Source organism: Candidatus Marimicrobium litorale (genome assembly GCF_026262645.1).
In the GTDB taxonomy this organism is placed as follows: domain Bacteria; phylum Pseudomonadota; class Gammaproteobacteria; order Pseudomonadales; family Halieaceae; genus Marimicrobium; species Marimicrobium litorale.
In genome coordinates this window covers 1664428-1691132 of sequence record NZ_SHNO01000001.1, presented here as the reverse complement: position 1 = coordinate 1691132, position 26705 = coordinate 1664428, and the positions used below count along the sequence as shown (strand labels likewise).

Annotated in this window: 21 protein-coding genes and 1 tRNA gene; 11 read left to right on the top strand and 11 right to left on the bottom strand. The window is 55.5% G+C overall.

The window, feature by feature from the left end:
* Positions 1 to 25 precede the first annotated feature (25 nt).
* The 5 genes from EYC82_RS07485 to EYC82_RS07465 all read right to left on the bottom strand — a co-directional run bounded on the left by EYC82_RS07485 (position 26) and on the right by EYC82_RS07465 (position 9730).
* Positions 26 to 2146: a PQQ-dependent dehydrogenase, methanol/ethanol family gene (locus tag EYC82_RS07485; RefSeq protein WP_279248918.1), complete on the bottom strand. Its 2121-nt coding sequence runs from the start codon at positions 2144 to 2146 to the stop codon at positions 26 to 28.
* 187 nt (positions 2147 to 2333) lie between these two features.
* Positions 2334 to 5225 (bottom strand): aminomethyl-transferring glycine dehydrogenase, encoded by a 2892-nt coding sequence (gene gcvP / locus EYC82_RS07480; RefSeq protein WP_279248917.1) that lies wholly within the window; start codon positions 5223 to 5225, stop codon positions 2334 to 2336.
* Positions 5226 to 5797: 572 nt separating this feature from the next.
* Positions 5798 to 7627 carry a response regulator gene (locus EYC82_RS07475; protein ID WP_279248916.1) on the bottom strand — a complete coding sequence of 610 codons (1830 nt, stop codon included), beginning with the start codon at positions 7625 to 7627 and terminating at the stop codon, positions 5798 to 5800.
* A gap of 113 nt (positions 7628 to 7740) precedes the next feature.
* The gene (locus EYC82_RS07470; protein ID WP_279248915.1) at positions 7741 to 8295 is read right to left on the bottom strand and encodes a heme NO-binding domain-containing protein; all 555 of its coding nucleotides are present in this window, start codon (positions 8293 to 8295) and stop codon (positions 7741 to 7743) included.
* Between the two features lie 13 nt (positions 8296 to 8308).
* On the bottom strand, positions 8309 to 9730 hold the full coding sequence (locus tag EYC82_RS07465; protein WP_279248914.1) for a sigma-54-dependent transcriptional regulator: 1422 nt from the start codon (positions 9728 to 9730) through the stop codon (positions 8309 to 8311).
* 694 nt (positions 9731 to 10424) lie between these two features.
* Between EYC82_RS07465 and EYC82_RS07460 the strand changes: the two genes are divergently transcribed.
* The 4 genes from EYC82_RS07460 to EYC82_RS07445 all read left to right on the top strand — a co-directional run bounded on the left by EYC82_RS07460 (position 10425) and on the right by EYC82_RS07445 (position 14348).
* Positions 10425 to 11645, top strand: a complete 1221-nt coding sequence (locus EYC82_RS07460; protein ID WP_279248913.1) for a serine hydrolase domain-containing protein — start codon at positions 10425 to 10427, stop codon at positions 11643 to 11645.
* 161 nt (positions 11646 to 11806) lie between these two features.
* Positions 11807 to 13042, top strand: coding sequence for a porin (locus tag EYC82_RS07455; protein WP_279248912.1), 1236 nt, complete (start codon positions 11807 to 11809; stop codon positions 13040 to 13042).
* A complete protein-coding gene (locus tag EYC82_RS07450) occupies positions 13042 to 13572 on the top strand; it encodes an FMN-binding protein (RefSeq protein ID WP_279248911.1) in 531 nt (176 codons plus the stop codon). Before EYC82_RS07455 ends, EYC82_RS07450 begins: the two co-directional genes overlap by 1 nt.
* Entirely contained in the window at positions 13569 to 14348 is a 780-nt protein-coding gene (locus tag EYC82_RS07445) for a PepSY domain-containing protein (protein WP_279248910.1), read from the top strand. The genes EYC82_RS07450 and EYC82_RS07445 overlap by 4 nt, the downstream gene beginning before the upstream one ends.
* Before the next feature lie 2 nt (positions 14349 to 14350).
* On the opposite strand, the gene greB is transcribed toward EYC82_RS07445, so the two are convergent.
* Positions 14351 to 14854: a transcription elongation factor GreB gene (gene greB, locus EYC82_RS07440; protein ID WP_279248909.1), complete on the bottom strand. Its 504-nt coding sequence runs from the start codon at positions 14852 to 14854 to the stop codon at positions 14351 to 14353.
* A gap of 85 nt (positions 14855 to 14939) precedes the next feature.
* Between greB and EYC82_RS07435 the strand changes: the two genes are divergently transcribed.
* The 7 genes from EYC82_RS07435 (at position 14940) to EYC82_RS07405 (ending at position 21066) form a co-directional block, all read left to right on the top strand.
* Positions 14940 to 15773 carry a M23 family metallopeptidase gene (locus EYC82_RS07435; RefSeq protein ID WP_279248908.1) on the top strand — a complete coding sequence of 278 codons (834 nt, stop codon included), beginning with the start codon at positions 14940 to 14942 and terminating at the stop codon, positions 15771 to 15773.
* 181 nt (positions 15774 to 15954) lie between these two features.
* Complete coding sequence (locus EYC82_RS07430) at positions 15955 to 16140, top strand: Trm112 family protein (RefSeq protein WP_279248907.1); 186 nt, start codon at positions 15955 to 15957, stop codon at positions 16138 to 16140.
* A gap of 3 nt (positions 16141 to 16143) precedes the next feature.
* Positions 16144 to 16488, top strand: coding sequence for a histidine triad nucleotide-binding protein (locus EYC82_RS07425; protein WP_279248906.1), 345 nt, complete (start codon positions 16144 to 16146; stop codon positions 16486 to 16488).
* Positions 16489 to 16507: 19 nt separating this feature from the next.
* The gene (gene alaS, locus EYC82_RS07420) at positions 16508 to 19108 is read left to right on the top strand and encodes an alanine--tRNA ligase (protein ID WP_279248905.1); all 2601 of its coding nucleotides are present in this window, start codon (positions 16508 to 16510) and stop codon (positions 19106 to 19108) included.
* 118 nt (positions 19109 to 19226) lie between these two features.
* The gene (locus EYC82_RS07415) at positions 19227 to 20468 is read left to right on the top strand and encodes an aspartate kinase (RefSeq protein ID WP_279248904.1); all 1242 of its coding nucleotides are present in this window, start codon (positions 19227 to 19229) and stop codon (positions 20466 to 20468) included.
* A 175-nt stretch (positions 20469 to 20643) separates the two neighbouring features.
* A complete protein-coding gene (gene csrA / locus EYC82_RS07410) occupies positions 20644 to 20838 on the top strand; it encodes a carbon storage regulator CsrA (protein WP_279248903.1) in 195 nt (64 codons plus the stop codon).
* 137 nt (positions 20839 to 20975) lie between these two features.
* A tRNA-Ser gene (locus tag EYC82_RS07405) sits at positions 20976 to 21066 on the top strand.
* A 167-nt stretch (positions 21067 to 21233) separates the two neighbouring features.
* Here the strand turns inward: EYC82_RS07405 and EYC82_RS07400 are convergent.
* The 5 genes from EYC82_RS07400 to EYC82_RS07380 all read right to left on the bottom strand — a co-directional run bounded on the left by EYC82_RS07400 (position 21234) and on the right by EYC82_RS07380 (position 26612).
* Positions 21234 to 22949: a recombinase family protein gene (locus EYC82_RS07400; RefSeq protein WP_279248902.1), complete on the bottom strand. Its 1716-nt coding sequence runs from the start codon at positions 22947 to 22949 to the stop codon at positions 21234 to 21236.
* Positions 22942 to 23388 (bottom strand): DUF2924 domain-containing protein, encoded by a 447-nt coding sequence (locus EYC82_RS07395; RefSeq protein ID WP_279248901.1) that lies wholly within the window; start codon positions 23386 to 23388, stop codon positions 22942 to 22944. The genes EYC82_RS07400 and EYC82_RS07395 overlap by 8 nt, the downstream gene beginning before the upstream one ends.
* 63 nt (positions 23389 to 23451) lie before the next feature.
* Positions 23452 to 24861: a phage terminase large subunit gene (gene terL / locus EYC82_RS07390; protein ID WP_279248900.1), complete on the bottom strand. Its 1410-nt coding sequence runs from the start codon at positions 24859 to 24861 to the stop codon at positions 23452 to 23454.
* Positions 24854 to 25273, bottom strand: a complete 420-nt coding sequence (locus EYC82_RS07385) for a DUF5681 domain-containing protein (protein WP_279248899.1) — start codon at positions 25271 to 25273, stop codon at positions 24854 to 24856. The genes terL and EYC82_RS07385 overlap by 8 nt, the downstream gene beginning before the upstream one ends.
* The gene (locus EYC82_RS07380; protein ID WP_279248898.1) at positions 25263 to 26612 is read right to left on the bottom strand and encodes a site-specific DNA-methyltransferase; all 1350 of its coding nucleotides are present in this window, start codon (positions 26610 to 26612) and stop codon (positions 25263 to 25265) included. Before EYC82_RS07380 ends, EYC82_RS07385 begins: the two co-directional genes overlap by 11 nt.
* Positions 26613 to 26705 lie beyond the last annotated feature (93 nt).

Here is a 26705-nt window from a genome sequence, read left to right as displayed (position 1 = left end):
TTGATGCAGTGAAAACACGGTAGAGTTAATACTCGCCGGCATCTCGCAGGTCGGCCGCGCGATGCGCTTGTTGGATAACGTAAGCCCTGACGGCCTCGCTCTCGGCATTATTGATATAAGGGCTCATGTCGGGCATGCCATTGGTTCGCAGACTGCCCGCCATAACAACGCTGTGCCAGTCGTCGTCGCTCCAGAGTCTTGCCGAACCGCGCAGGTCTGGAATCAGTAATCCGGACACTGCATTCAAGCCATGACAGGCCATGCACCGGTCCTGATAAGTTGCGTAGCCTTTGCGCAAGGTGTCCTCATCGGCGTTCAGCGGCGGGGGGTTGAAAACGACCTTACTCTGCCACTCAACGGGAGGCAGTGCGCCCTGGGCGCCCAGCTTGAAGGTCAGCACCCGGCTTACGTTGGGCAGGCTGTCCGCTTGAACAAACTCTCCGAAGACCAAAGCGAAAGCGCCCCCCCAGCCGACGTTTACGGAGACGTATTGTTCACCATCGATTTCATAGGTGACCGGTGCTGCTACGACGCCGGTTTGAGTGGGGAAGCGCCACAAGGTTTCGCCAGTGTCAGCGCTGAACGCCACGAACTTACCGTCCGCCGTGCCCTGAAAGACAAGGTTGCCGGCGGTCGTCAAGGTGCCCCCGTTCCATGGGCCACGATGTTCAACATGCCATGCCTCTTTTTGTTCTACCGGATCCCAGGCCAGCAGTCGGCCTTGCATGAGTGCACGCATGGCATTTCTGTCTGCCTGACTATCGGGTAAAGAGCCGACAATACCGTTGGTGCCTGTGTTGCCGCTACCGGGAATGTAACGAAAATTTTCTGGCTGTCCGTAGCTGGCAGGGAAATCCAGAACGGGTATGTATACTAGACCGGTTGAGGGGTTGAACGACATCGGGTGCCAGTTGTGTCCGCCCAGATAAGAGGGAAATACGAGATAGGGCTCCTCGCGATAGCGCGCTGCGGGTTCTTCGACCGGGCGACCGGTGTTCATATCGACATGCGTGGCCCAGGTGATATCGACGTAGTTCTGCGCCGAGATCAACTCACCGTCGGTTCGATCCAGTACATAAAAAAAGCCGTTTTTTGGGGCCTGCATAAGTACTTTACGGATTTTGCCATCAATGGCCATGTCGGCGAGGATGATGTGCTGCGTTGCCGTGTAATCCCATGTCTCGCCGGGCGTCGTCTGGTAGTGCCAGACGTATTCCCCTGTATCGGGTTTGACCGCTACGATAGAGGAGAGAAACAAATTGTCGCCGCCGCCGGGAGAGCGCAACTCCTGATTCCACGGTGTGCCGTTACCCACGCCGAAGTAGAGAAGATCGAGTTCTGGATCGTAGGCCATGGAATCCCACACGGTACCGCCCCCGCCGCCCAGTTCCCACCAGCGGCCGTTCCACGTTTCTGCCGCCATCTCCATCGCATCGTTTTCAAAGGGTAGTGATGGGTCCGTAGGGACCGTGTAAAAGCGCCAGGCCAATGAGCCATCGCTCACGTTGTAGGCACTGATGTAACCTCTCACACCATACTCTGCTCCACCGTTTCCGATGAGCACCTTGTCTTTTACGACCCGTGGTGCCCCGGTTATGGTGTAGGGCAATGCAGGATCCAGGGTGGCAATACTCCAATTCACCGCGCCGGTTTTTGCATCCAGTGCGATCAGGCGACCATCCAGTGCGCCGAGAAAGACTTGCCCCTTCCATACAGCGACGCCACGATTCACCGCATCACAACATGCGTCTTTGCCTTTCTCTCTGGCGATACCCGGGTCATAGCGCCACAGTGGCGCGCCTGTGCGCGCATCAAGGGCGTACACGATGCTCCATGCAGAGGTCGCATAGAGCACGCCATCCACCACAATCGATGTCGCCTCGACGCCACGCTGTGTTTCCAGATCGTAGGACCAGGCCAACCCCAGCTTGGCCACATTGTCGCTGTCGATTTCGTGGAGTGGACTGAAACGCTGTTCGTCGTAGGTGCGGCCGTGGCTCATCCAGCTGCCAGGCTCGCTATTGGCGGCGATTAGTCGTGCCGCATTGACATCGGCGATGTCATCACTGCCATCTTTTTCCAAGCCAGTGCAGCTACCTAGCAGAATGAATGTTGTAGCTATAACAGCAGTGGCTCTGATGGACATAGGCGATTCTCTTTTGTCGAGCGACGTGCACGCCGTTCGATAATGGTGACTTCGCACGATAGCTTAGCCTTTCATCACCAAATGACAAGATGCCATGCAGGTTGACCGCGGAAACAGCAATGCCATTTCAAACTCTGCGATCAGGCTCTATTCAATCGGTCACGCCGGCCCCAAGGAGAAAATGCAATCAGCTTTCTTCCTGGTAGCTTTCTATGGCAGGGCAGGCACAAAACAAGTTGCGATCACCGTATACGTTGTCTACCCGGTTGACCGGCGGCCAGTACTTGTCTCGGCGCAGAGAGGCCAAAGGATACGCCGCCTGTTCACGGTCGTAGCTGTGTTGCCACTTGGTCGATACCACATCCTCAAGCGTGTGCGGTGCGTTAACCAGCGGGTTGTCGTCTGACTTCAGTGTGCCGTCCTGCACTGCATGAATTTCTGATCGAATGGCGATGAGCGCATCACAGAAGCGATCGATTTCTGCCAGTGATTCTGATTCGGTAGGTTCTACCATCAGTGTGCCTGCGACTGGAAAGGACATGGTGGGGGCATGGAATCCGAAATCGATCATCCGCTTGGCGATGTCCTCTTCGGTAATGCCGCTCTCTTCGGTGATTGGCCGAACATCGAGAATACATTCGTGGGCGACGTTACCCGCACCACCGGTGTAAAGCACGGGATAGTGGTCCCCCAGGCGACGAGCGATATAGTTGGCACTCAGTATGGCAACCTTGGTGGCTTGTGTCAGTCCTTCGCCGCCCATGAGCGCAATGTAAGCCCAGGAGATGGTCAATATTGATGGACTGCCATAGGGCGCTGCTGAGACCACGTCATTGTCTTTATCGAGACCCGCCAGTGGAACCAACGGATGGGTGGGCAGGAAGGGTTGCAGGTGTGCCCCCACGCCGATTGGGCCCATGCCGGGACCGCCGCCGCCGTGCGGTATACAGAATGTCTTGTGCAAGTTCAGGTGGGATACGTCTGCGCCGAATTTTCCGGGCGCCGCGATGCCTACCAGTGCGTTCAGGTTGGCTCCGTCGACATACACCTGCCCGCCGTGATGGTGGACGATGTCACACAATTCAATGATGCTCTCCTCGAAAACGCCGTGGGTTGAGGGGTAAGTCACCATGATGCAGGATAATTCGTCCTTGTGACGCTCCGCCTTCTCGCGCAGTTCAGTCAGATCCACGTTGCCTTGCTCGTCACAGGCTACGATGACCACGCGCATGCCCGCCAACGCGGCACTGGCTGGATTGGTGCCGTGAGCAGAGGAGGGGATAAGGCAAACATCGCGTTCTGGTTCGCCGCGGCTCTCGTGGTAGCGGCGAATGGCGAGCAGACCAGCGTACTCACCTTGTGAGCCCGCATTGGGCTGCAGCGAGATCGCATCGTAGCCGGTGCTTTCGATCAGCATGGCTTCAAGCTCTGCAAGCAGTGCCTGATAACCTGCAGTTTGATCACGCGGGGCAAAGGGATGCAAGCCTGCGAATTCTGGCCAGGTGACCGGAATCATTTCGGTGGTCGCATTGAGCTTCATGGTACAGCTGCCCAGTGCGATCATGGCGCGGTTTAGCGCAATGTCTTTGGATTCCAGTCGGCGCATGTAGCGCAGCATTTCCGTCTCGGAGTGATAATCGTTAAACAGGGGGTGCTGCAGGTAATCCACCGGGCGCTGCAAGGCCTCTGGAATTCCTGCGTTGTCCTCGACGGATTGATCCACTGATGCCACAGAGGGTGCGCTAGTCACGCCGCTGAAGGCGCGCCACAGGGCGCTTACATCCTCGGTCGTGGTAGTCTCATCCAGCGAAACGCCCACGCGATCCGACCCGATTATGCGCAGGTTTAGCCCGCTGGCGAGGGCGCGCTCTATGATACCTTGTTGCTGGTCTCCCACGGTGTAGGTCAGAGTGTCGAAAAAGTGGGGGTTATCCCTACTGAAACCGGCGTCGGATAGACCCTTGTCCAGTATGCAGGCAAGGCGCTGAATGCGGTCGGCGATGCGGCGCAATCCGTCTGGGCCATGATACATAGCATAGAAAGCGGCCATGATGGCGAGCAAAGCCTGAGCGGTGCAAATGTTGCTGGTGGCCTTTTCCCGGCGGATATGTTGCTCGCGGGTTTGCATGGCCATGCGCAGAGCCTGGTTGCCGCGCCGATCAATGGACACGCCGATAATACGCCCCGGAGTGGACCGTTTGTACGCGTCGCGTGTTGCGAAGTAGGCGGCGTGCGGCCCTCCGAAGCCCATCGGAACGCCAAAGCGCTGACTGTTGCCCACGACCACGTCTGCGCCAAGCGCCCCCGGGGATTTGACAAGCAACAGCGCCATGATGTCTGCAGCGACGGCGACCATCGTCTGCTTGCCATGAGCCGTTTCGATCAGAGGGGAGATATCCTCCAGGTCACCGTGAGTACCGGGGTATTGCAGCAACAGGCCAAACGCATCGTGCTTCTCTAAAAGTGCACCGGAATCGCCGATAACGACTTCGATATCCAATGCCTCTGCCCGGGTTTTCACCACCGCAATGGTTTGGGGGTGGCAGTCCTCGGCAATCAGAAAAGTGGCGCTGCGATTTTTTTTGTTGACCCGCTGCAGCAGTGTCATGGCTTCTGCCGCTGCTGTGGCTTCGTCCAGCATGGAGGCGTTGGCCAGGTCCATGCCGGTGAGGTCAAGTATCATCTGCTGGAACGTGAGAAGTGCTTCCAGCCTGCCCTGCGAAATCTCGGGCTGGTAGGGTGTATAGGCGGTATACCAACCGGGGTTTTCCAGGACATTACGCTGAATGACGGGTGGCGTTATCGTGTCGTAATAACCGGTCCCGATAAAAGAGCGGTTCACCGTGTTTAGGCTGGCAAGCTCCCGCAGGCGCTGTATCACCTGTTGTTCGCTCTGTGCACCCGGAAGATTCATGGGTGCTCGCCTTATAGCCGCCGGCACCGTGGCGTCGATGAGGGCATCGAGGCTATCGTAGCCTATAGCCCGGGCCATTTCGGTTTGCTGCTGCTGCGTCGGGCCGATATGACGCCGGATAAAATCGCTGCGGTTTTCGAGGTCAATCAGGGACGGACGACTCATCGTTGCTCCGAAAGTTGCCAAAATCAAAAGGTTGCGGTTGCACACTCAGCCAACTGGCCATTTTAGCAAAGTAGATGCTTGTCGAGCAACGCTGCGCGCCGCGCCACATCAATGCAGTCCGCTAATCCTCACTTTTTATAGGGTGAATTGTGCGGTGCGGCAGGTTGATTCGTTGGCAACAGGTGACAGCTGCGAAAAGTCGAAGAAACAGACGGTTCAGGTGAAATAACATAGGACAGGAATCCTTGGGAGGTTTTTCGCGCGATCTTTGCGGTTTCCCCCAAAGAGGGTAACGTACGAATCCTATTGGGCCCCGCTGGGCGCGGCAGCGGGCGGAGACCTCCGTTAAACCGCTTTGGATGATAGAGAGATGCTATCAAAAATGCGGTTTTGGTCTGGAGAGGAAGTAGCAGTAAAGCAGCAGGTCTCTGGTGGTTTCTCCTTCTATACGTTACAGGGAGTATCAAAGCTGGAAGCGAAATCACGCCTGAAGAGAGGTTTTCTCGTATCTAAGGGAAGCGTGGCGAGCGGAGCGCGAACCGGCCGGAGCGCCGCGCCGCTGATCCATACAGTCAATGCGTCAGTGAGGAATAATTTTCAAGTGCTCGCAGTGAATTTTCCAGTAGTAAGCGTGTGTCGGTTAATGCGGCCCTGTCAGGCGCTGCGCCCTTTTTTGCCTTTGATTCCATAGCTGCAAAAATATTTGCTGACTGATCAAGGCCAAGGCTTCGACTGGTGCTCTTTAAAATATGTAAAGATCGGAGAACCGCTTGCATGCTGACGTTATTTTCGAGCGTGCTAATGTGTAAGTCGAACTCTTCAGTGAATTTTATCAATACGTTTTTTAGACCATCTCCCCCGATCTGGGAAATCAGCGTATCGATTATTTCGATATCGAGCAGAGAGCTTTCACTGCCATTTTTTTGCTTACTTTTGAGCCAATGCTCGAGCTCTTCTATCAGCAGCTCAACATCGATTGGCTTGGTTAAATATCCGTTCATGCCGCTTTTCATACTTTTGCCAGCTTCCTCTGAACTCGCGTAGGCCGTTAGCGCGATAATAGGCAGTTCTTCCTTGCCCATCACCTTACGTATTGCTGTCGTGGTCTGGTGTCCGTCCATATCGGGCATATTTATGTCCATCAGTACAAGATCAAAACGCTGCGCGAATACGAGCGAGATAGCGCTTTTTCCGCTTTCTGCACCAGTGACTGTTAAGCCGATGCTCTCGAGAATCTGTGTTTCGAGTAGGAGGTTAGTGGCGTTGTCATCAACCAGCAGAATGTTGCCGTAAAGTGTCTCGGGAAGCGACTTGCCTGGATGCTGAACAACAGGCGAGCTTTCCATAATAGGAATATTGTCCGGGATAACGAACCAGAAACAGGAGCCCTTACCGAGTGTCGATTCCAGGCCGATTTTGCCTCCGAGGCGCTCAACATTTCGCCGGCAGATATCCAGCCCCAGCCCCGAGCCATAATCCCCCCGGACGGGTCGTGATTCATATGGCTCAAACACGGAATCTTTCTGCTCTTCTGAAATACCTGCTCCGGTGTCTTTTACTGAGAAATAAAGCCCTTTGGCTGTTTTTTTGATAAACAGTTTAACCGCGCCATCGTCCGTAAATTTGATTGCGTTGTTCAGTAAATTAAGGAGGACTTGGCGCAAAAGATCGGGTGCAGTGCTGATTCGGGCGTCAACATTCTCATCAACATCTAAAATTAAATCGATAGACTTTTCTAGTGCGCGCGGCCTTACAACATCTACTACAGAATCAGCGAATTTCGCGAGAAGAACAGATTCATGTTTCTCGATCTTTTCCTCGGCGTCCATCTTTGAAACATCAAGAACGTAATTAACCACGTGCATAAGATTGTCAGAAGATTCCTGCGCTAAATCGATTAGCATTCTCGCGTCGTCATTAAGCGATTTATTCTGCAGAAGCCTCAACGCGCTGATGACAGCATTCAATGGAGTTCGAATTTCATGACTCATTTGTGCGAAAAAAGCATCTTTCTGTTTTTGAGCATTTTCCAGTTCAGCCTTGGTGCCTAGTAGTGCGGAGTTTACATTTTCAAGATCTGCAATCATTCGTGCTTCTGTTGTCATATAGAAAAGTATATCCAGCTGAACATCTTGAGCTGAAAAATCTGTGAGTTGCAGTGTTTTTTCAAGACGATGCTCTACCATCCAGGACACCCATGGCGCGCCGCAGAAAACGAGGTACTGTCGCCCCATTTGCTCTTTGAGGAACCACTGACCCCTTACCGCAAAACGCCCATCTCTTGAAACCATCAGAATCAAAGAGCCAGCCGACTTCATTGCATCCTGAAAAGACTTTATATCTCTTGGCCTTAGGGACGTGAAGACCGCGTTGAGCGTTGGGTGATCGTCGAGTTGTGGCATATGTCGACGTGCGGTATCGCTGGGGTCGCAAATTCGAAGATCTTCATCAATCGAAAAAACTAGTGAGAATAATTCGCTTAGGTGGTGTTCATTGACAGAATTTATAGGGGGCATCAGTCGCGCGACGATATAGTAATTTTAATTTCTGCCTCGGTTCCGCGCTCGGTAGTGATCTTTTCGATGCCGAGTATGTTCAGTTCGCAGTTGAACCGAATGGCCAGACCCTTGAGTAGGCCCACGACAAACGGAACAAGCCCTTCCCTCGGACTGCGATAGATGATCGTATGGTGACCTTCACGTTCTTCACAGCAGAATTCAGGAGGCCTGTAATCCAGAAAAGTAGTCGTTATCCGATCATGTAGTGTATTGAGGTTGCTCATAAATTCTATGAAATTAGCGCCGCATGCATCCAATAGCGAACCATATTCACGCGGTGCGCTTTCGAGAACCCAGTATTCTCCAAAAAGTTCCAGGCATTTTTCTGCTGGCATGGCTAATATCTCCGATGCCGCTCCTACCAGATCATAAGTGATCTGGTCGTCATAGCTACGCATCGTCATAAACGATTCATTAGGAACATTAGACACAGCCAGAATCTTCTCCCAGGTGTCGGCACTGAATTGCTCATTGATCATACTTTTCAATGCGCTGTTTATGAGACCGTACATACCATTTGGCCCCTCACTTTGTACCGGTGCTATCCTGGTTTTCTTTCCAGAATCGCAGTTTTCGGTAAAGGGTGGATGGCGCGACTTCGAGCAGGCCGGCCGCTTTATTGACATTACCTTCGCATGCAGAAATGGCGCTTTCGATTGTATCTTTTTCTATTTTCCAAAGAGGCACTACAGCTGAATGAGTCAGATTTCGGGGGGCACCAGGTTGGTCGTTTACACCGTTTTCAGCTGGCAGGAACCCGGCCTCGAGATCACCGGGAAATACGTAGTCTGGAAGCATGGAGTGTTCGATTAGGTTGTCATCGTAGAGAATTACCATTTGGTGTACAGCGTTCTGAAGCTGGCGAACGTTTCCAGGCCAAAGGTATTGCTCCATTGCTTTCTTTGCTTCGAGAGCAAAGCCAGAAAAAGATTTATTTTCTTCTGTACAGAACTGAGCGAGAAAACTATCTGCAATTTGCATAATGTCCTCACGATGCTCTCGCAAGGGAGGTAGGGTTACCGGAACAACGTAGAGGCGATAAAACAGGTCTTCTCGAAAACGACCCTCTTTCATTTCCTCAAGTGGCTCACGGTTTGTCGCACAGATAAACCTCACGTTCGCTATTTGCAGTTTGTTGCAGCCAACCTTGCGATAGGTGCCTGTCTGGATAAAGCGTAGGAGTTTTTTTTGCAGGTTTAGATCCAGCTCACAGATTTCATCAAGGAATAGTGTGCCCCCTTTTGCAGCACCGACGGCCCCTATTCGATCTGAGCCCGCACCGGTAAATGAGCCTTTGACGTGGCCGAAGAGTTCGCTTTCCATGCGTTCTGTTGGTATGGCGGCACAGTTTATTGCAACCAATTCTCTCGAGTGACGCCGGCTACTGTTATGGATAGCTTCTGCTGCGAGTTCTTTGCCGGTGCCACTTTCTCCTACGATGAAGGCGGTAGCGTCACTTGTCGCAAGTGATTCAATCTTTTTGTACACAGCTTGCATCGCCGTCGAGCGTCCGATGAATCCTGAAAAGCCGTCACGCTCGAGGTCCGAAAGCTCACTAACCTTTTTTCCAAGTCGCAATTTTGCGACTACATTTTCGAGTGTGACCTGAAGCCGTGATGCATCAAAGGGTTTGGTTAAAAAGTCAGAAGCCCCCTTTTTTATCGCTTCCAGTGCAATTTCATTCGTTCCATGCGCCGTCATAACGATAATTGCAGCGTCATTCTTTGCCTCGCCATAACGTTCGAGAAAATCCATGCCGCTGCCATCGGGCAACTGGATATCAAGTAAGACAACATCAGGACGATTAGCGTTGTAGGCGTCGAAGGCTTCTTTGAGATTGGCAGCAATGTGTATTTCATGGCCTGTGCCCTCCAGGTACGCGCGGTAGACCTCAGCGAGAGAAGGGCTGTCCTCAACCATCAATAGACGTATTGCACTGTCGCTCATGTGGATTCTCCGTTGAGGGGTTTGCTGACGCTCTGCAGTTCAGGCTGCGCAAACGCGCGTTCAGAGACGCTCGTCGCGTGATGACGCCGGGCTGAAAACGGGAGCAGATACGGCCAGCGCTGCTATTTTGATGGTAGGCACATGACATTTCAGCACCATTGTGCAATTTGCGTTGCAAAATGACGGTAAATGCTAAGTCACGTTATATAAAATATAACGAAAATATTCAATAGCTATAAACGATACTCCCGACATTGTCGTGCTTGGTGCGACACTTTCTAGTTGTGATGTGACCCGTTTGTTAATGCTTGATCATCGTTGCGATGCTGACAAGCAGATGCCTTGGTATGGGCTCAGTAGCAGTGAAGTGACGTTGCTGCTTTGCTCCTGCAGGCGCTGGCAGATCGGGATTCAGAGCGGCTTGGCGCGGCACAAGGCCTGTGGCAGGACGCGCCGGCAGCGCGCAGATGACTTTGAACCGATTATCCCATCGGTTTCTACCTTGTCTGTTTCTGAAGTGCGCTATGAGACGGACTCTTCCATCGGTATGAATTGCGTACCGCAAGAAGGATGGGAGGGTTTTGCGCGGTCTTGGTGCTCCCAGCAACGCGTTCTTAGCCGCTTTATTGGTTGCCTTTTTGCATCGTCGCAGGTATCACTGAGATCTTCGAAAAGCAATCAAAGGTAGCACTCTGTGTTTGATGTCGTCAGCCCTGATTCTGTTTCCATGGACAGCGCCCAACTGGAGCGCGTGAGTGAGCATTTGAGTAAACATTATATCGAGCCCGGTAAGATTTCCGGCAGTGTGACCCTCGTCGCGCGACGGGGGCAGGTGTGTCTGTTGGACGTTCAGGGGTATCGCGATGTGGAGCGCTCCCGGCCGATGACCGCCGACAGTATTATGCGTATTTATTCCATGACGAAGCCGATCACGTCTCTGGCAATGATGACGCTGCACGAAAAGGGGCTTTTTTCACTGGATGATCCGGTGCACCGTTACATTCCTGGCTGGCGTGACTTGCCCGTCTGGAAAACCGGCTCCTACCCTCTCTTTGAAACAGTCCCTGCCCGGCGTGCCATGACAATACGCGACCTGTTTATGCACACCTCAGGCATAACCTATGACTTCTTACGTGACTCTAACATTGACTACGCCTACCGCAAGGCCGGTGTGGGTAGACCAAGGCTAGGTTATACCTTGCAGCAAATGGTAGATGAGCTCGCACAAATGCCCCTCCTGTTTTCGCCCGGTGATCGTTGGAATTATTCGTTATCTACGGATGTGTTGGGCTATCTGGTCGAAATTCTGAGTGGTCAAAGTTTGCCGGACTATTTGCGCACTACGATCTTCGAACCGCTGGGCATGCACGATACCTGCTTCGAAATTCCTGCTGATAAAGTGGATCGCTTTGCTAGCTGTTACACGCGCAACATGGAAAAGGGGATGGACCTTACTGATGACGCCCGTAGCAGCGAGTTCGCCGAACGTACCTTTTATTCCGGAGGAGGTGGCTTGTTGTCTACGGCGGGCGACTATTACCGCTTTTGCCAGATGCTACTGGGAGGCGGCACCCGGGACGGTGTAAGGATTATCGGTCCGCGCACGTTGGATTATATGACCCGCAATCACATACCGGGCGGAGCGGATATGGGGGCCTTTGCGACCGGCAGTTTCAGTGAGGCTGCCTATGAGGGGGTAGGGTTTGGCCTGGGCTTTGCGAGTACGATTGATCCGATATGCAACGGGCACCCGGTGTCTCCGGGTATTTATTTTTGGGGTGGACTGGCCAGCACGCTTTTTTGGGTGGACCCGGCAGAGGAAATGGTGGTGATCTTCATGACCCAGCTAATTCCTTCGCGAACCTTCAACTTCCGCGGCCAGCTCGAAAACATCATTTACGCTGCGCTGAACTAGGTTTATTCCTCTGCCTCCTGTTGACCGAAGCGGGGCGGCGGTAAAGCCGATTGCGCGACACAATGAGAATCATTCGCATTTTGCATTGCAAATGAGAATGATTCTTAATATAATTCCCTTTCTCGAGTTGAGTCGTACCCACCGAAAGAGGGAAGTGGATAATGAAAAAAAGGATCGCAGCCGTCGCGCTGAGCTTATTTGCGCCGACGACGCTGGCCGCAGCGCCCACCGCAGAGGAAATGTGGGCGGTTATACAGCAACAGCAGGCGGAAATTGCCAACCTCAAGGCGCAACTGGCTACAACCGATGAGGAGATCAGGGAAACTGCGATCATGGCGGAAGCCACCGCCGTCATGGTGGAAGAGACGGTGATTAACCGCACGGGATCGATGGCCGAGCACTGGACAGAGCGCACTACCATTGGTAGCTACGGCGAGATGCACTACAACAATCTGGATGAAGAGAATGACGTTGGCAGCAACAAGAAGGAAATCGATTTCCATCGTTTTGTCGTGTACTTGGGTCATGAATTTAGCGAGCGGACTCGGATGTTTTCCGAGCTCGAGCTTGAGCACTCGTTATCGGGCGAAGGTAAGAACGGCGAGGTGGAACTTGAGCAGGCTTATATCGAGCACGATATTACTGACTCGATGAGCTTCCGTGCGGGCCTTTTTCTTGTGCCAGTTGGAATTCTCAATCAGACCCATGAGCCCAATACGTTTTATGGTGTTGAGCGCAATAACGTGGAAAAGAACATTATTCCCACCACCTGGTGGGAGGGCGGAGTGGCGCTGAAGGGAGAGTTTGCGCCCGGGTGGGCCTACGAGACTGCGGTCGCCTCCGGTCTCAAGTTGGACGCAGCCGATGGCGAGTATAAAATTCGCGACGGGCGCCAGAAGGTGTCGGAAGCAGATGCCAATGATCTCTCCTATACGGCCAATCTGAAATACACCGGTCTCGCAGGTCTGGAAGTGGGCGCTACGTTGCAATACCAGTCTGATTTGTATCAGGGCGACTATACCGACAGCGTAGACGCGTTACTTTATACGGCCCATGTTGCCTACAGGAACGGCCCCTTCGGGCTGCGCGTATTGGGTGCCCGGTGGGATATTGATGACAGTATCAACCAGATCAAGCAGGGAGCTGACGACCAGGAAGGCTGGTATATAGAACCCTCGTGGGAGTTCACCCGCAGCATTGGTGTCTTTGCTCGTTACAGCGAGTGGGATAACTTGGCCGGCGACAATGGCAGTTCCGATATCAGCGAGTGGGATATGGGTCTGAATTATTGGCTTGATGAGACGGTGGTATTCAAGGTGGACTATCAGATTCAGGATGCACCGGAAGACATGAAAGAATACACAGGCTTCAATCTTGGAGTCGGCTGGAGTTTTTAGTGCAGTTTATTGCGCGCGGACAGTTAGCTCGTGGAGTGTTGGTCGTCGCCCTTTTGGCGGCGGCTTTTTTCGCATATGGCGAGGATTATCTCGATCGGGACGCTTTTCTGCACCTTGCTTTTGGGCAAGCACAGCCGGAGATGCAAACCTTGTGGGTCACCGAGGATTTGCGCAACGCTGCGGAGACGGCGGTGGGTTGGATGCCACGGGCATTGCGCTTGCGTTACTGGCAGTCCGGTGATTCTACCGCCTGGATCCTGGAGGATATTGGAAAGGAAAAACCCATCACTCTGGGTATCAGCATTTCCGGGGACCGCCTGGAGCGAGTGGATGTGTTGGCCTTCAGGGAAAGCCGTGGTTGGGAAATACGCTACCCGTTCTTCACCGGACAGTTTCAGGGGCTGACATTAGCGGACGATGGCTATTTGTCGGAGCGCGTAGACGGCATCACCGGCGCAACGCTGTCGGTGCGGGCGGTGGATCGTATGACACGGCTGGCGTTGTGGCTGAACGCGCAGGTGCGCGGATGACACGCCGCACTCGCCTGGTCGGTACGCTGTGGCGATGGCATCGGCGCCTCGGTTTGTTGGTGGCCTTGTTCGTACTGGCAGTCTGCGTTACGGGTATTTTTTTGAACCACACAGTCAGGCTTGGCCTAGACCAGGCTTTCGTGGATGGCAACTGGCTGAAGCAGTTTTACGGGGACGATTCGGGGCAATTGCCCGCCTATCCGTTGGGCGATCGCTGGGTGTCTCGCGCGGCAAATGGCCGTGTCTATGTCGATAGTCTCGAGGTCTCACCGTGTCGCGGTGCGCTGGTGGGTGCGTTGGAATCCGAACGCCTCATTTTGGCGGCCTGTGCAGAGGAACTTTTGCTGATAAGCACGTCCGGTGAACTGGTGGAGTCTGTCAGCGCTGGTACAGGCCTGCCGACGCCGTTGCAGGCGCTGGGAGAAATCGATGGCGCGATTGTGTTGCAGGTGCAAGGAGAATGGCGCAGTGCCGACATCGACCGCATGGTATTCAGCGAGGCAGCGCCTGCCGGCACGCGTGTTTCACAGCAGGTGTCTGCGCCACTGCCCGCCCTGATCAGGGAGGCGATTCCACTACCCGACCAATGGCTGACCTGGGAACGGGTACTACTGGACCTGCACAGTGGTCGCCTGTTTGGCCGTATCGGCGTTCTGTGGGTCGACCTCGTGGCGCTGTTTCTATGCGTGTTGGCAGTCAGTGGCACCGCTATGTGGGGTTTGCGCCGACTGCGCAACGTGTCCACCCGCACGACAGCGGCGGATGCGAACGACTGAGCTTACCCGGCCTCGTAGCGAATACCCGTCAAGTAGTAAATTTTTTCTCCGGAAGGGCTCTGCACGTGCACCTGGTCATCGAGCCGTTTGCCCAGCAGTGCGTTTGCGAGGGGTGAGTCCATGCTGAGCTTGCCCGCATCGATATCAAATTCGTCGGGTCCGACAATGCGCCACTCCTGTTCTAGGCCTGCCTCGTCCTCGAGGGTCACCCAGGCGCCGAAGAAGACCTTTTCCCTGTCAGAGGGAGAGCGTGTGACGATTTCGAGCTCGTCCAGTCGCTTATTGAGGAAGCGCACTCTGGAGTCGATTTCCCTGAGTCTGCGTTTGCCATAGATATAGTCGCCGTTTTCTGAGCGATCGCCATTCTTGGCTGCCTCGTGTACCGCGTCGGTGACCTGTGGCCGCTCCACTTTCCACAGGGCATGCAGCTCTGCCCGCAGGGTTTGCTCTCCCTCGGAGGTAATGTAGTTGGAGCCGCGTGGTCGCGGTGGTCTGTAGCGTCCCATTCCCTTATTCTAACGGCTGTTCCCCCGCAGCGGTATGGTCGGTGCTTGATCGACACGATGCCTAAAAAGTGAGGTGCTGCAAAGCATGGTCAGAATAATGCTGTTTTGTATGGCAAGCCTGGCAGGGTCATCTGTCGTTTGGGGTCAATGCCCTGAGCTGGAGGGCAGCCTGACGCAGGGAGGGCTGGTGTGGGGTGTGGTCGCCCCCGGCAGCCGTGCAACCCTTGACGGCGAGGACCTTGACGTTATGGAAAATGGTACGCTGCTGGCTGGTTTTGGTCGCGATGCGGCCGCCACTGCGGAACTGGTCGTGACCGGCGAAGCCAGCTGCCGGCAAACGCTCGCGATTGCACCCCGTAATTACAATATCCAGCGTGTAGAGGGTGTGCCACAGAAAACCGTGACACCGTCAGCGCAGCACCTTGAGCGTATTCGCCGCGAGCAGGTTTTAATTAATGCTGCTCGTGCCCAGCAGTTGCAGCGTCCAGATCTGTTAGGGGCTGCATTAACGGGGTTTGAATGGCCGTCTGTTGGGCCTATCTCGGGCGTATACGGCAGCCAGCGCTACTATAATGGCTCGCCTGGCAGGCCGCATTACGGCGTGGATGTAGCGATGCCGACCGGCTCGCCGGTGCGCGCGCCGGCGGCGGGCGTGGTAACCCTGGCCGAACCGGATTTGTTCTACTCTGGCGGCACGGTATTTCTCGACCACGGCTACCGCCTTTCCTCGGCGTTCCTGCACATGAGCAAGGTGCTCGTGAGGGTAGGGCAGGAGTTGCGGGCTGGTGACCTGATCGGTGAGATCGGTGCCAGCGGTCGTGCCACGGGGCCGCACCTGGATTGGCGCATGAATTGGCGTAACCGTCGTATCGACCCGCAGTTGCTGGCTCCGTCGATGCCGTTGGCACCTGTGCCCTGATCTGACATTCGGCAGACAGGCGGCAGGGCGGGCGTCTCGCAGGGCGAAACTTGGGCCAGCCCAGGGGGCAGAGGCCACCGACCCATGCGATGTGATATCTGCTTAGACCTCGGTATCGATAGTCCCAAAGCCTGGCAAAAATCCGTATAATGCGAGTGAAATTTGGCGTTGAGAGCCTTCGATGATTGATAAGCGACTACTCAGTATTCTGGTGTGTCCCGTAAGCAAGGCGCCCGTGGAGTACGATGAGCAAAAGGATGAACTGGTGTGCAAGGCCTCTGGCCTGGCCTATCCTGTCCACGACGGTATCCCTGTGATGTTGGAGAGTGAAGCGCGAGCGCTCACCGCTGATGAGAAACTGGGCTAGGTCATGTCAGCCAGCATATTTAGCAGGATTATCGACGGCGAGATCCCCAGTGACTTTATTTATGAAGACGAGCACTGCATAGCCATTCACGACATTAACCCTCAAGCGCCCGTGCATGCGTTGGTCATTCCGCGTAAGCCAATTCGTATGCTGGTGGATGCCCAGCCCGAGGATCAGGCCCTGCTGGGACACCTGATGCTGGTGGCAAACAAAGTGGCGCTGGAACTGGGGGTGGGCGAGGGTTTTCGCCTTGTTGTTAATAATGGTGAGTCGGTAGGCATGACGATTTACCACCTGCACCTGCATATCATGGGCGGGCGTACCTACGCCGAACAAAGCATGGGCTGAGCCCTCACCGAGACGATCAATGAAGACAGGCGAAATACGAGAGGCCTTTTTGGACTACTTCGAGGCGCACGCACATACCCGCGTAGCGAGTAGCTCCCTGGTGCCGGGGAACGACCCGACCCTGCTGTTTACCAATGCCGGTATGAACCAGTTCAAAGACGTATTCCTCGGGGCAGAATCTCGCTCCTACTATCGTGCTGCCAGCTCGCAGCGCTGTGTCAGGGCCGGGGGCAAGCACAATGATCTGGAAAATGTTGGCTATACCGCGCGGCATCATACGTTTTTTGAGATGCTCGGAAATTTCAGCTTCGGTGACTATTTTAAGCGGGATGCCATTCGCTTTGCCTGGGAGTTTCTGACTGGCACGCTGGGTTTGCCACCAGAAAAATTTTGGGTCACGGTGCACGTGTCCGATGATGAGGCGGAGCGCATATGGATCGAGGAAATCGGGTTTCCGGAAGAGCGCATATCACGGCTGGATGAAGACAACTTCTGGCAGATGGGCGACACCGGTCCTTGCGGTCCCTGTAGCGAAATTTTCTTCGATCATGGCGATCACGTTCCCGGCGGCCCACCCGGCAGCGAAGGAGAGGATCTGGATCGTTACATCGAAATCTGGAATCTGGTGTTCATGCAATACAACCGCGACGCGGCCGGCGAGTTTCATCCGCTGCCCAAACCCTCGGTGGATACCGGTATGGGGCTGGAGCGGATTGCAGCGGTTATGCAGCAGGTTCACAGCAATTACGAGATTGATTTATTCCAGGCTTTGATCAACGAAACTGCACGTATACTGAGGGTTGATGATCTCGAGGAGACGTCTCTGCGGGTTATTGCCGATCATATTCGCTCCTGTGCCTTTCTGGTGACTGACGGTGTATTGCCTGGCAACGAGGGCAGGGGATACGTGTTGCGCAGGATTATTCGCAGGGCGGTTCGGCACGGCAACAAATTGGGAGCACAGGGCCCGTTTTTCTATAAATTGGTGTCTACGCTCGTGCATGAGATGGGCGATGCCTACCCGGAGTTGACGAAAGCGCAACCTCAGGTGGAGAGAGCGCTGCTAATAGAAGAGGAGCAGTTCGAACGTACGCTGGACAACGGCATGCAGATTCTGGAGGAGGCGCTGAATAAACTCGACGGTAAAGAAATACCCGGAGACGTGGTATTCAAGCTGTATGACACCTACGGATTTCCTACAGACCTCACGAATGATATTGCTCGTGAACGTGGTTTGAGTCTTGATATGGAGGGCTATAGTGCGGCGATGGCGCAGCAGCGTTCGCGTTCTCAGGAAAGCGGTAGCTTTAAGGTGGATTACAACGGGGCGCTGAAGCTGGAGGGCAGCACGGAATTTACCGGTTACGAAAGTGTGGAAGGCGATGGCGTCGTGCGTGCTGTGCTGCGCGATGGAGAAGAAGTTGGAGAGCTGTCTGCTGACGAAAGTGGTGCACTGGTGCTTGATCGCACACCATTTTATGGCGAATCGGGTGGCCAGGTGGGTGATTCAGGATATCTTGAGGGCGCCCACGTAAAGCTGGAAGTAACGGATACCACTAAAGCGTCCAATCACCATCTGCATCACGTGAAGGTATTAAGCGGTAGCGTGAAGTGCGGTGATCGGCTAGAGGCGCGGGTTGACCCGAATGTGCGACAGGCAACGCGTTTGAATCACAGTGCGACGCATCTTTTACATGCGGCCCTGCGCAGGGTGCTCGGTGAGCACGTGCAGCAGAAAGGGTCACTGGTGGACTCTCGGCGACTTCGCTTTGATTTTTCCCACACCGAGGCACTGTCGGCGCAGCAGCTGAGAGATATCGAAGCTATCGTCAATGAGCAGGTGCGCGGCAACACTGCCGTGAGAACCCGTTTGATGAATATGGATGATGCCGTGGCCGCGGGCGCTATGGCCTTGTTTGGCGAAAAATACGGTGATGAGGTGCGGGTGCTGTCCATGGGTGAGGAGGATTTTTCCGTCGAATTATGTGGTGGAACCCATGCCGACCGTACCGGTGATATCGGGTTGCTGCGCATCGTATCGGAAGCCGGCATTGCTTCGGGTGTGCGTCGCATAGAGGGTGTCACCGGTCGTGGCGCACTCGACCTGGTGGAGGCGCGGGAGGCCAATCTGACGGCAGTCTGTGACGCAGTGAAGGGCACCGCAGACAATGTACTGGACAAGGTCACAGCGCTGCGTGGTGAAAACCGCGATCTGGAGAAGGAGATAGCCCGCCTCAAACAAAAACTGGCTGCAGGCACTGGCACAGATCTCACCGCCGGTGCAGTTGAGGTTCAGGGTATCAAGGTGTTGGCTGCGAGCGTGGAGGGGGCGGATGCCAAGTCCCTGCGCGATACTCTGGATCAGTGCAAGAATAAACTGGGAAGTGGCGTGATACTGCTGGCAGCGGTTAATGGCGATAAAATTGCCCTCGCAGCGGGCGTCACCAAAGACCTGACTGACAGAATAAAAGCGGGTGATTTGATGCGCGAATATGCCGATCGCCTCGGCGGCAAGGGCGGTGGTAAGCCCGATATGGCTCAGGGTGGCGGTGTTGACGTACAGGCCTTGCCAGAAGTACTCCAATCCCTGCCCATTTGGGTATCTAGCCAACTCGGCTGATCCCTTGGCAGATGTAATACTTTGATATATGCGGTAGTTTGAAATGTGCGTACTTTAGTGTTTAATGGCGCCCCGTTTCAGGCAGGCCGGTGAAAGGCCTGCGAGTTGTCTTGGTGATATGAGCCTGATTGTCCAAAAATTTGGTGGAACCTCGGTCGGCAGCATCGAGCGCATTGAGCAGGTGGCTGAAAAAGTTGCCGGTTTTCACGCTAATGGCGACGATATCGTCGTGGTGGTCTCTGCAATGAGCGGCGAAACCAATCGTCTGCTTGCGCTTGCCAGCGAGATTCAGGACCAGCCCGTCGCGCGGGAGATGGACGTATTACTTTCGACGGGTGAGCAGGTGACGGTCGCGCTGTTAAGCATGGCCTTGAACAAGCGCGGCGTAAAGGCGCGCTCCTATACAGGCGGACAGGTTCGGATCCTGACCGACAGTGCTCACACCAAGGCGCGTATTCGAGAGATAGATGATGCTCGCATGCGCAGAGACCTTGAGGATGGCAGCGTGTTGGTGGTTGCGGGATTCCAGGGTGTGGATGAAAGCGGCAACATCACCACCCTCGGTCGCGGTGGCTCGGATACAACAGCGGTAGCGCTGGCCGCCGCGCTTCATGCCGACGAGTGTCAAATATATACCGACGTAGACGGGGTCTATACGACGGATCCTCGCGTGGTTGACGGTGCGAGGCGCCTGCCCAGAGTCACTTTTGAAGAGATGCTGGAAATGGCCAGCATGGGGTCCAAGGTCCTGCAGATTCGTGCGGTAGAGTTCGCGGGTAAATACAATGTGCCGTTGCGTGTGCTGCACAGCTTTGAAGACGGCCCCGGCACTCTGATAACACTGGAGGTAGATAGCGCTATGGAAACGCCGACCATTTCGGGTATCGCGTTTAATCGGGACGAGGCCAAGCTCACAATTGAGGGCGTGCCGGATACTCCGGGGGTAGCCTACAAGATTCTTGGTCCTATCGGCGAAGCGAACATTGAAGTTGACGTAATCGTGCAAAACGTCAGCCACGATAAAACCGTGGACTTCACTTTTACTGTCTCACGCAATGACCTGGCGGCAGCGCAAAGTGTGCTCTGTCGCGTGGCGAGTGAGCTGAGTGCGGGTGAGGTATGCGCGGATAGCAAAATTGCCAAGGTATCCGTAGTGGGTGTCGGCATGCGCTCCCACGCGGGCGTTGCCAGCCAGATGTTCGCGGCATTGGCAGAAGAGGGGATCAATATCATGATGATCACCACGTCTGAAATACGGATTTCGGTCATTATCGAAGAAAAGTTCCTCGAATTGGCTGTGAGATGCCTGCATTCATCTTTTGGCCTGGAAAGGGAACCAAAGGACGAAAGCACACACTAAGCTCCAGCGAGCGAACCTGCACGCTAGAGCGGGCATTGTTGTATAGTAAATCAGACAGACGCCAAATTACGCCTGACGTCAGCAGACTGAAGGGGTGCACAACAGGGCCTCGCTATTGGGGACGACAAGGAATAGTTCCGGTAACCCCATGGTTGCTGGACCCGGGAGAAGCGGAATGTTGATATTGACCCGTAGGATTGGTGAATCACTTATGATAGGCGATGAGGTCACTGTGACGGTGCTGGGCGTGAAAGGAAATCAGGTGCGGATCGGCGTGAACGCTCCGCGAGAGGTCGCTGTGCACAGGGAGGAGATATACAGCCGTATCCAGCAAGGTGAACCGCAAGCCGCTGAAAAAGACGAAGAATAGTCCCCGGTAATCGATTTCCCTCATGATTTTGCAATTTTATGGTATGATCTGCGCCCGTTAAAAGTGACCCAGTAACGCGTTTTCGTCGCCCTCAGGGTTGGCGGTTGACCGTGCCAAGGCGTCACCCAATAAATTACGGAGAGCTGGCCGAGTGGTCGAAGGCGCGCCCCTGCTAAGGGCGTATAGGCTTATACCCTATCGAGGGTTCGAATCCCTCGCTCTCCGCCAAGCAGTCTGCGGATCAGAGACTGTAAACAGAGACTGACCGCAGAACCCCCGCAAAGCCCGCTAATTTAGCGGGCTTTCGCGTTTCTGGAGGTGGGCTAACAGTGACTGGGAGACGGCTTACTTCGCTCGAAATAGCCGGTTTTCTCTAACGGCGATTTCGCCAGTCACTAGTGGGGGAGTTGATTCAGCCCGAAGTGTGAGCGCTGGGCTTCCCAGTCGATAGGGAAATCCTTTTTCAGGCACTCCAGGGTAAGGGATTCCGGAACGTCGCCGGTGATGATCCGGTCCATGATGTCGGGTGCCAGGAAGGCCAGTTTGCGCAGGCGGTGAACCTGGCGGGGGTTAAGATTATCTCGTTCGATGAGGGCATCGATAGATCGGACATTCCCCGAGATCAGGTCCTCGTTCCAGTACAGGGATTTCAGGAGTGCTTCCTGCAGCGCTTTGATTGATCGGTCGTGTGTTCTGGGCTGTTTACCTGCTGGATACACCAGCTTTGATTCAATCCCGCTTCGACGCAGTTTGACGCTGGCCGTTAGTTCCAGGTGCTTGTCCGATTCCAGCGCCTCGTTTTCCGTGATGCCTGTCAGCCGTCGTATCAGTTGGTTACGATCCAGTTGGACGGTAACGGACTCCCTGGCCACGATCACCTTCACAACCAGGTCGCTGATGATTGGTATCTGCTCACTGATATTCTGATACTGCCAGTTCTCGGCGAGAGTAGCCCCGGCCTTAACAGCGCGGTCGAGTAAGTCGCTGGGGAGTCTTTTATCTGCCAGTAGGTTCAGGATGTTGTCGGCGCCGTTCAGGTAATCCAGTAGTAAATCTTTGACAGTCGTTTCCAGTGTTTTGCCTGGTACACGCAAGACGCTGCCCGCTTCGTCCTCTTTGTACTGGAGCACCGCTTGGCTGATGTAATAGGGGTAGTGTCGATTCTTGCGGCGGGTATAGGTAGGGCTCATCCGGTTGCCCTTGTCATCCCAGACCAGACCGCCCAGCAGGCTGGGGTATTTTGCACTGGCTCGTGCTGCTTTGTTGCTCCGGTTCCTGGCCAGTGTTGATTGCACACTGGCCCAGAGGGCTTTATCGACGATCGCCGCATGTTTGCCGTCGTGCAATTCCCCTTTGTGATGGACCTTGCCGATGTAGACCGGATTTTTCAGGATGGTATAGAGGGCACCTCTCGAGAACGGCACGCTTCCCCGTGATTTATGGTGTTCCGGCCTCGGCTTGCTGAGATAGCCTTCCTGATCCAGCTCGGCCTTGAGTTCACGGACACAGGCCAGGTCCAGGTAGCGCTGGTAGATATGCCGGACGAGTTCGGCTTCGCTCTCGTTCACGACCAGCTGTTTTTCCACTCGGTCGTAGCCCAGGGGCACCAGGCCGCCCATCCACATGCCTTTCTTCTTGGATGCCGCAATCTTGTCGCGTATCCGTTCCGAGGTGACTTCGCGCTCGAACTGCGCGAAGGATAGTAGGACGTTCAGGGTCAGTCGCCCCATGGAGGTGGAGGTGTTGAACTGCTGGGTAACCGACACGAATGACACGCCTGTCTGGTCGAACAGTTCAATCAGCCGGACGAAGTCGGCGAGGCTTCGTGATAGACGGTCGACCTTGTAGACGATGACGACATCAATCTGCCCGGATTCAATCTCAGCCAGCAGGCGGGTGAGGGCAGGGCGCTCCATGGTGCCGCCGGAGAAGCCGCCATCATCGTAGTGCTCAGGCAATACCTGCCAGCCCTCGTGGGCCTGGCTTTTGGCGAAGGCCTCACAGGCCTCTCGCTGGGCATCCAGCGAGTTGAAAGCCTGGTCCAGGCCTTCTTCGGTGGATTTGCGGGTGTAGATGGCGCAATTCAGTGCCTTGTGGTCTGCGTTAGCCATCCTTACCTCCTTTCAGGCCGAAGAAGCGCGGCCCTGACCACCTGGTTCCGGTTATTTCCGTGGCGATCCGCGACAGGTTGGGATAGGTGCGTCCCTCCCAGGCGAAGCCGTTCTCCAGCACGGTAATTTCGTACACGGTGCCCTGCCATTCCCGGATCAGGCGTGTGCCGGGGCGGTAGGGCAGGGAGCCCCGAGAGGGTTTTCCATTAACTTGTCGGTCAAGCGCCTTGATGAGCTGCTGACGGCGTTTCTGGGGCTTTTGCCCGGAGGCTCTAGCTTGTGCCGCCCAGGCCAGGTTCTGGCGCATCAGTTCGAGGCTGGTCCTTGGGGCAGGCGCCCGACCGAACTCTGTTTCAAACAAGCTGGCCAGCTCATTACGATCAGCGGATTCCAGTGTCTCCAGACTGGGTGCCGGGGTATTGCGTTTTCTCTGTGCCATACCCCAATGGATCCATACTGTGCCCCTGGCATCCAGTCCTTTTCGATTTGACTTCTTACCGAATTACAGCCCGTGCAGGCGTACCACCCTGACCGTGTTCCGGTTCCGGTGCCAGTTCAGGAACTGGCTGACGGAATCCACCTGGTCGTCATATTTGCCATTGGGAAAGACCAGTAGCTCCTCCATCAGGGTGCGCAGCCAGGGGGCGTTGGCAGGCATGAAGACCTTGCCCTGCTCCATGACGGGGGTCGCCGTTGCAAACCGGCAGCCCTTGTCACGCTCTGGTTGAACACCATGAACCTTGAAGTCCCTGGGTTTGTCGCGCGTGAGTTCCTGAAGCAGTGGAGAGCCGTTGGCTGCGTCCTCGATGAGGACCCGGTCCACCCGCCACTCTTGGGCGAGCTCCCAGAGCTTCTGTCGAAGCAGGGGAAAGGTCAGGCGACCGCGGAAAAGGTCCAGCAGGTAGTATTCGCCATCGCGTACCAGCCAGGTCGTGCAGACGGAGTAGTCATTAGTCTCGCCTTCTTTGACGGCCATGTCCCACGACTGGTAGACACCGTCCTCGATACGGCGGCTCGGCATCTCATCCAGCAATTGAATCCATTCCCAGCGGAATATATTACCTTCTGCTGGGACCGGCCGTTGCTGGTATTGCGCCGAGAACATCTGGGTACCCATCTCCTCCCGGAGCTGTTCCAGCAGCGCCCGTGGCTCACGTTCCGGATGCAGTACTTCTCCGGCAACGCGCTGGTAAAACCGGCCGCCTGGCAGTGAGATCGTCTGGGGAAGCTCTGCGATGGCGGGCAGGTCGAGATGCACCCAGTCACCCTGCTTGAGCAGGTGTCCGGCCAGGTCATCCATGTGGACACGCTGCATCACCAGGATAATGACGCCGGTCTGTTTGTTGTTCAGCCGCGTGAGCAGCGTGGTATCGAACCAGTTGATCACCGCGTCACGAGCGGGCTGGGAGTTTGCCTCCTGGGCCTTCATGGGGTCGTCAATAATGATGATATCGCCGCCGACGCCGGTGAGGACGCCGCCAACGGACGTAGCCATGCGGCCCCCGTTCAGTGTGGTAATCAGCCGGTCCTCGGTGGCCCGTTCCAGGCGGGCGCGGGGAAACGCACGGCGATACCAGGGAGAGCGCATGACCCGGCGGGTGGCGCGGGACAGTTCAGACGCCAGCGGCTGGGCGTAGCTGGCACAAATGATCTCTGTGTTCGGTGCGTTACCCAGCGCCCAGGCCGGGAAGGCCACCGAGGCGCAGATGGACTTCAGGCTTCTCGGCGGCATCGTGATGATCAGCCGGGTCACCTCACCCCGCAGGCAACCTATCAGTTGTTCCTCAATCGCCTCGATGTGCCAGTTCGGCAGGTAGGGCACACCGGGGTTTAGCTCCGCAAATACACGCTCCACGAAGGCGCTCAGGTGCTGGCGCAGCAGCGCGTTCAATACAAGGGCTTGATCAGTCATCCTCCTGTCCTCCCTCAATCGTTTCGGGTTTGTCAGGTTCGGGTTCCCGGTCCAGGCCGTAGCGTGCGAGGAGGGTAAGATCTTCACCGGTCAACGGTTCCGCGGTCAGTGCCTCGGGATCATCCACGAGGTAGGTGGCTACCCATTGAGCCAATAACTGGACCGCCCGCAGGTCGCCCTTCAGCGCCTTTTCAATGGTCCGCTTGATCATGGCCTGTTGGCGGGAGATGGTCTGCGTCTGTCCACCTTCAGTGACGGTGACCTTCGCCTGGAGCTCCTCCTGGAGGTCGGTCTTAAAGTTTCGGGTCCGGTTCGGGCGGCCCTTGGGATTGCCCGATTTTCCCGGCTTGAACTGTGAGTGTTTCGGAGGCTTGCCGTAGCCCACCTCGTAGTCATCAGTGTCATCCGACATGGGGGTCCTCCTCGATATCGACGGAGGTAGAGGCGTCGTCACCCGCGAGGCGGGCCTCACTGATCTCGGAAAAAGTCTGCCCCGTGGAAAGGAGCACGGCGTTTCCGTCGGTCTCCTGCTGCCAGCGCTGGATGGTTACATCAACATAGCGCGGGTCTATCTCGATCAGTCGGGCCTTGCGGCCTGTCAGCTCGGCGGCAAGCAGGGTGCTGCCGGCACCGCCAAAGGCATCCAGCACGATATCCCCCCGGTGGGATGCGTCCCGCAGTACGTCAGCCACCAGGGCCACCGGTTTGACGGTGGGGTGCATGGCCAGATTGTCTGCGCGATCGGCCGCCGTGCTGCTCATGCCGGCGTAATCCCAGACATTGGTACGGTAGCGACCGTACTTACCCAACTGCACATTGTTGATGTGGGCGGCGGTACCGTGCTTGAAGACCAATACCATCTCGTGCTTGGAGCGGTACAGGGAACCCATGCCGCCGTTGGTCTTGTTCCAGACACAGAGGTTGAGGTGCTCGTCAAAGACAGAGTGTCCCGCATTCAACAGCTCCAACAGGTGGCGCCAATCCATGCAGATGTAGTGAAGGGCACCGTCGACGCTGTACCGTGCCCCGAGGCTCAGTACCGTGATAAGGAATGCCGTGAACTCGACCTCGGTCATCTCCCCACAGGCCATGACGAAGTCTTCGTGGCGTACCTCGCCAAGACCCGAGACATGGCCATCGATCGGCACGTTATAGGGCGGGTCAGTGAACTGGAGCCGTGCACGCTCGTTGCCCAACAGGGCTGAGTAGGTCTCAGGATTCCGCGCATCGCTGCAGATGACGCGATGATCGCCGAGGGCCCAGAGATCACCCACTTGGGACACGACGGCGTTTTCACCGGGCAGATCAGGGATCGGAGGCTCCCGGTCCTCGTCGCCGGGCGGGTCGATCATGATCTCGATCTCCGGCAGATCGAAACCGGTGATTTCGATATCAAAATCGATGTCCATTGCCATCAGGTGCTGAAACTCGATAGCCAAAATCTCTTGGTCCCAGCCCGCAAGGTCTGCGAGGCGATTGTCGGCGAGGATATAAGCCCGGGTCTCGGCCTCGGACAGGTGATCCAGGCAGATCGTGGGGACGGCTTGCATACCCAGGAGCTGGGCCGCCTGAACCCGCCCGTGGCCTGCAATGATGCGGTAATCGTTGTCTACCAGGACAGGGTTATTGAACCCGAACTGTTCGATACTCCGGGCAATCTGTTGGATCTGTTTCCTGGAGTGGGTGCGCGCGTTGTGCTCGAAAGGCGTCAGCGCGTGGATAGGTGTGTTTGCAACCTGGTGTGAGGACATGGTGTCTCTCCTAAGCCAGTTAAGGTCTGAGGAGAAACACAACTTTCAGAAATGGCAAAGGCGCGACTCCTCGATGTTTCATTCGCTGTACCT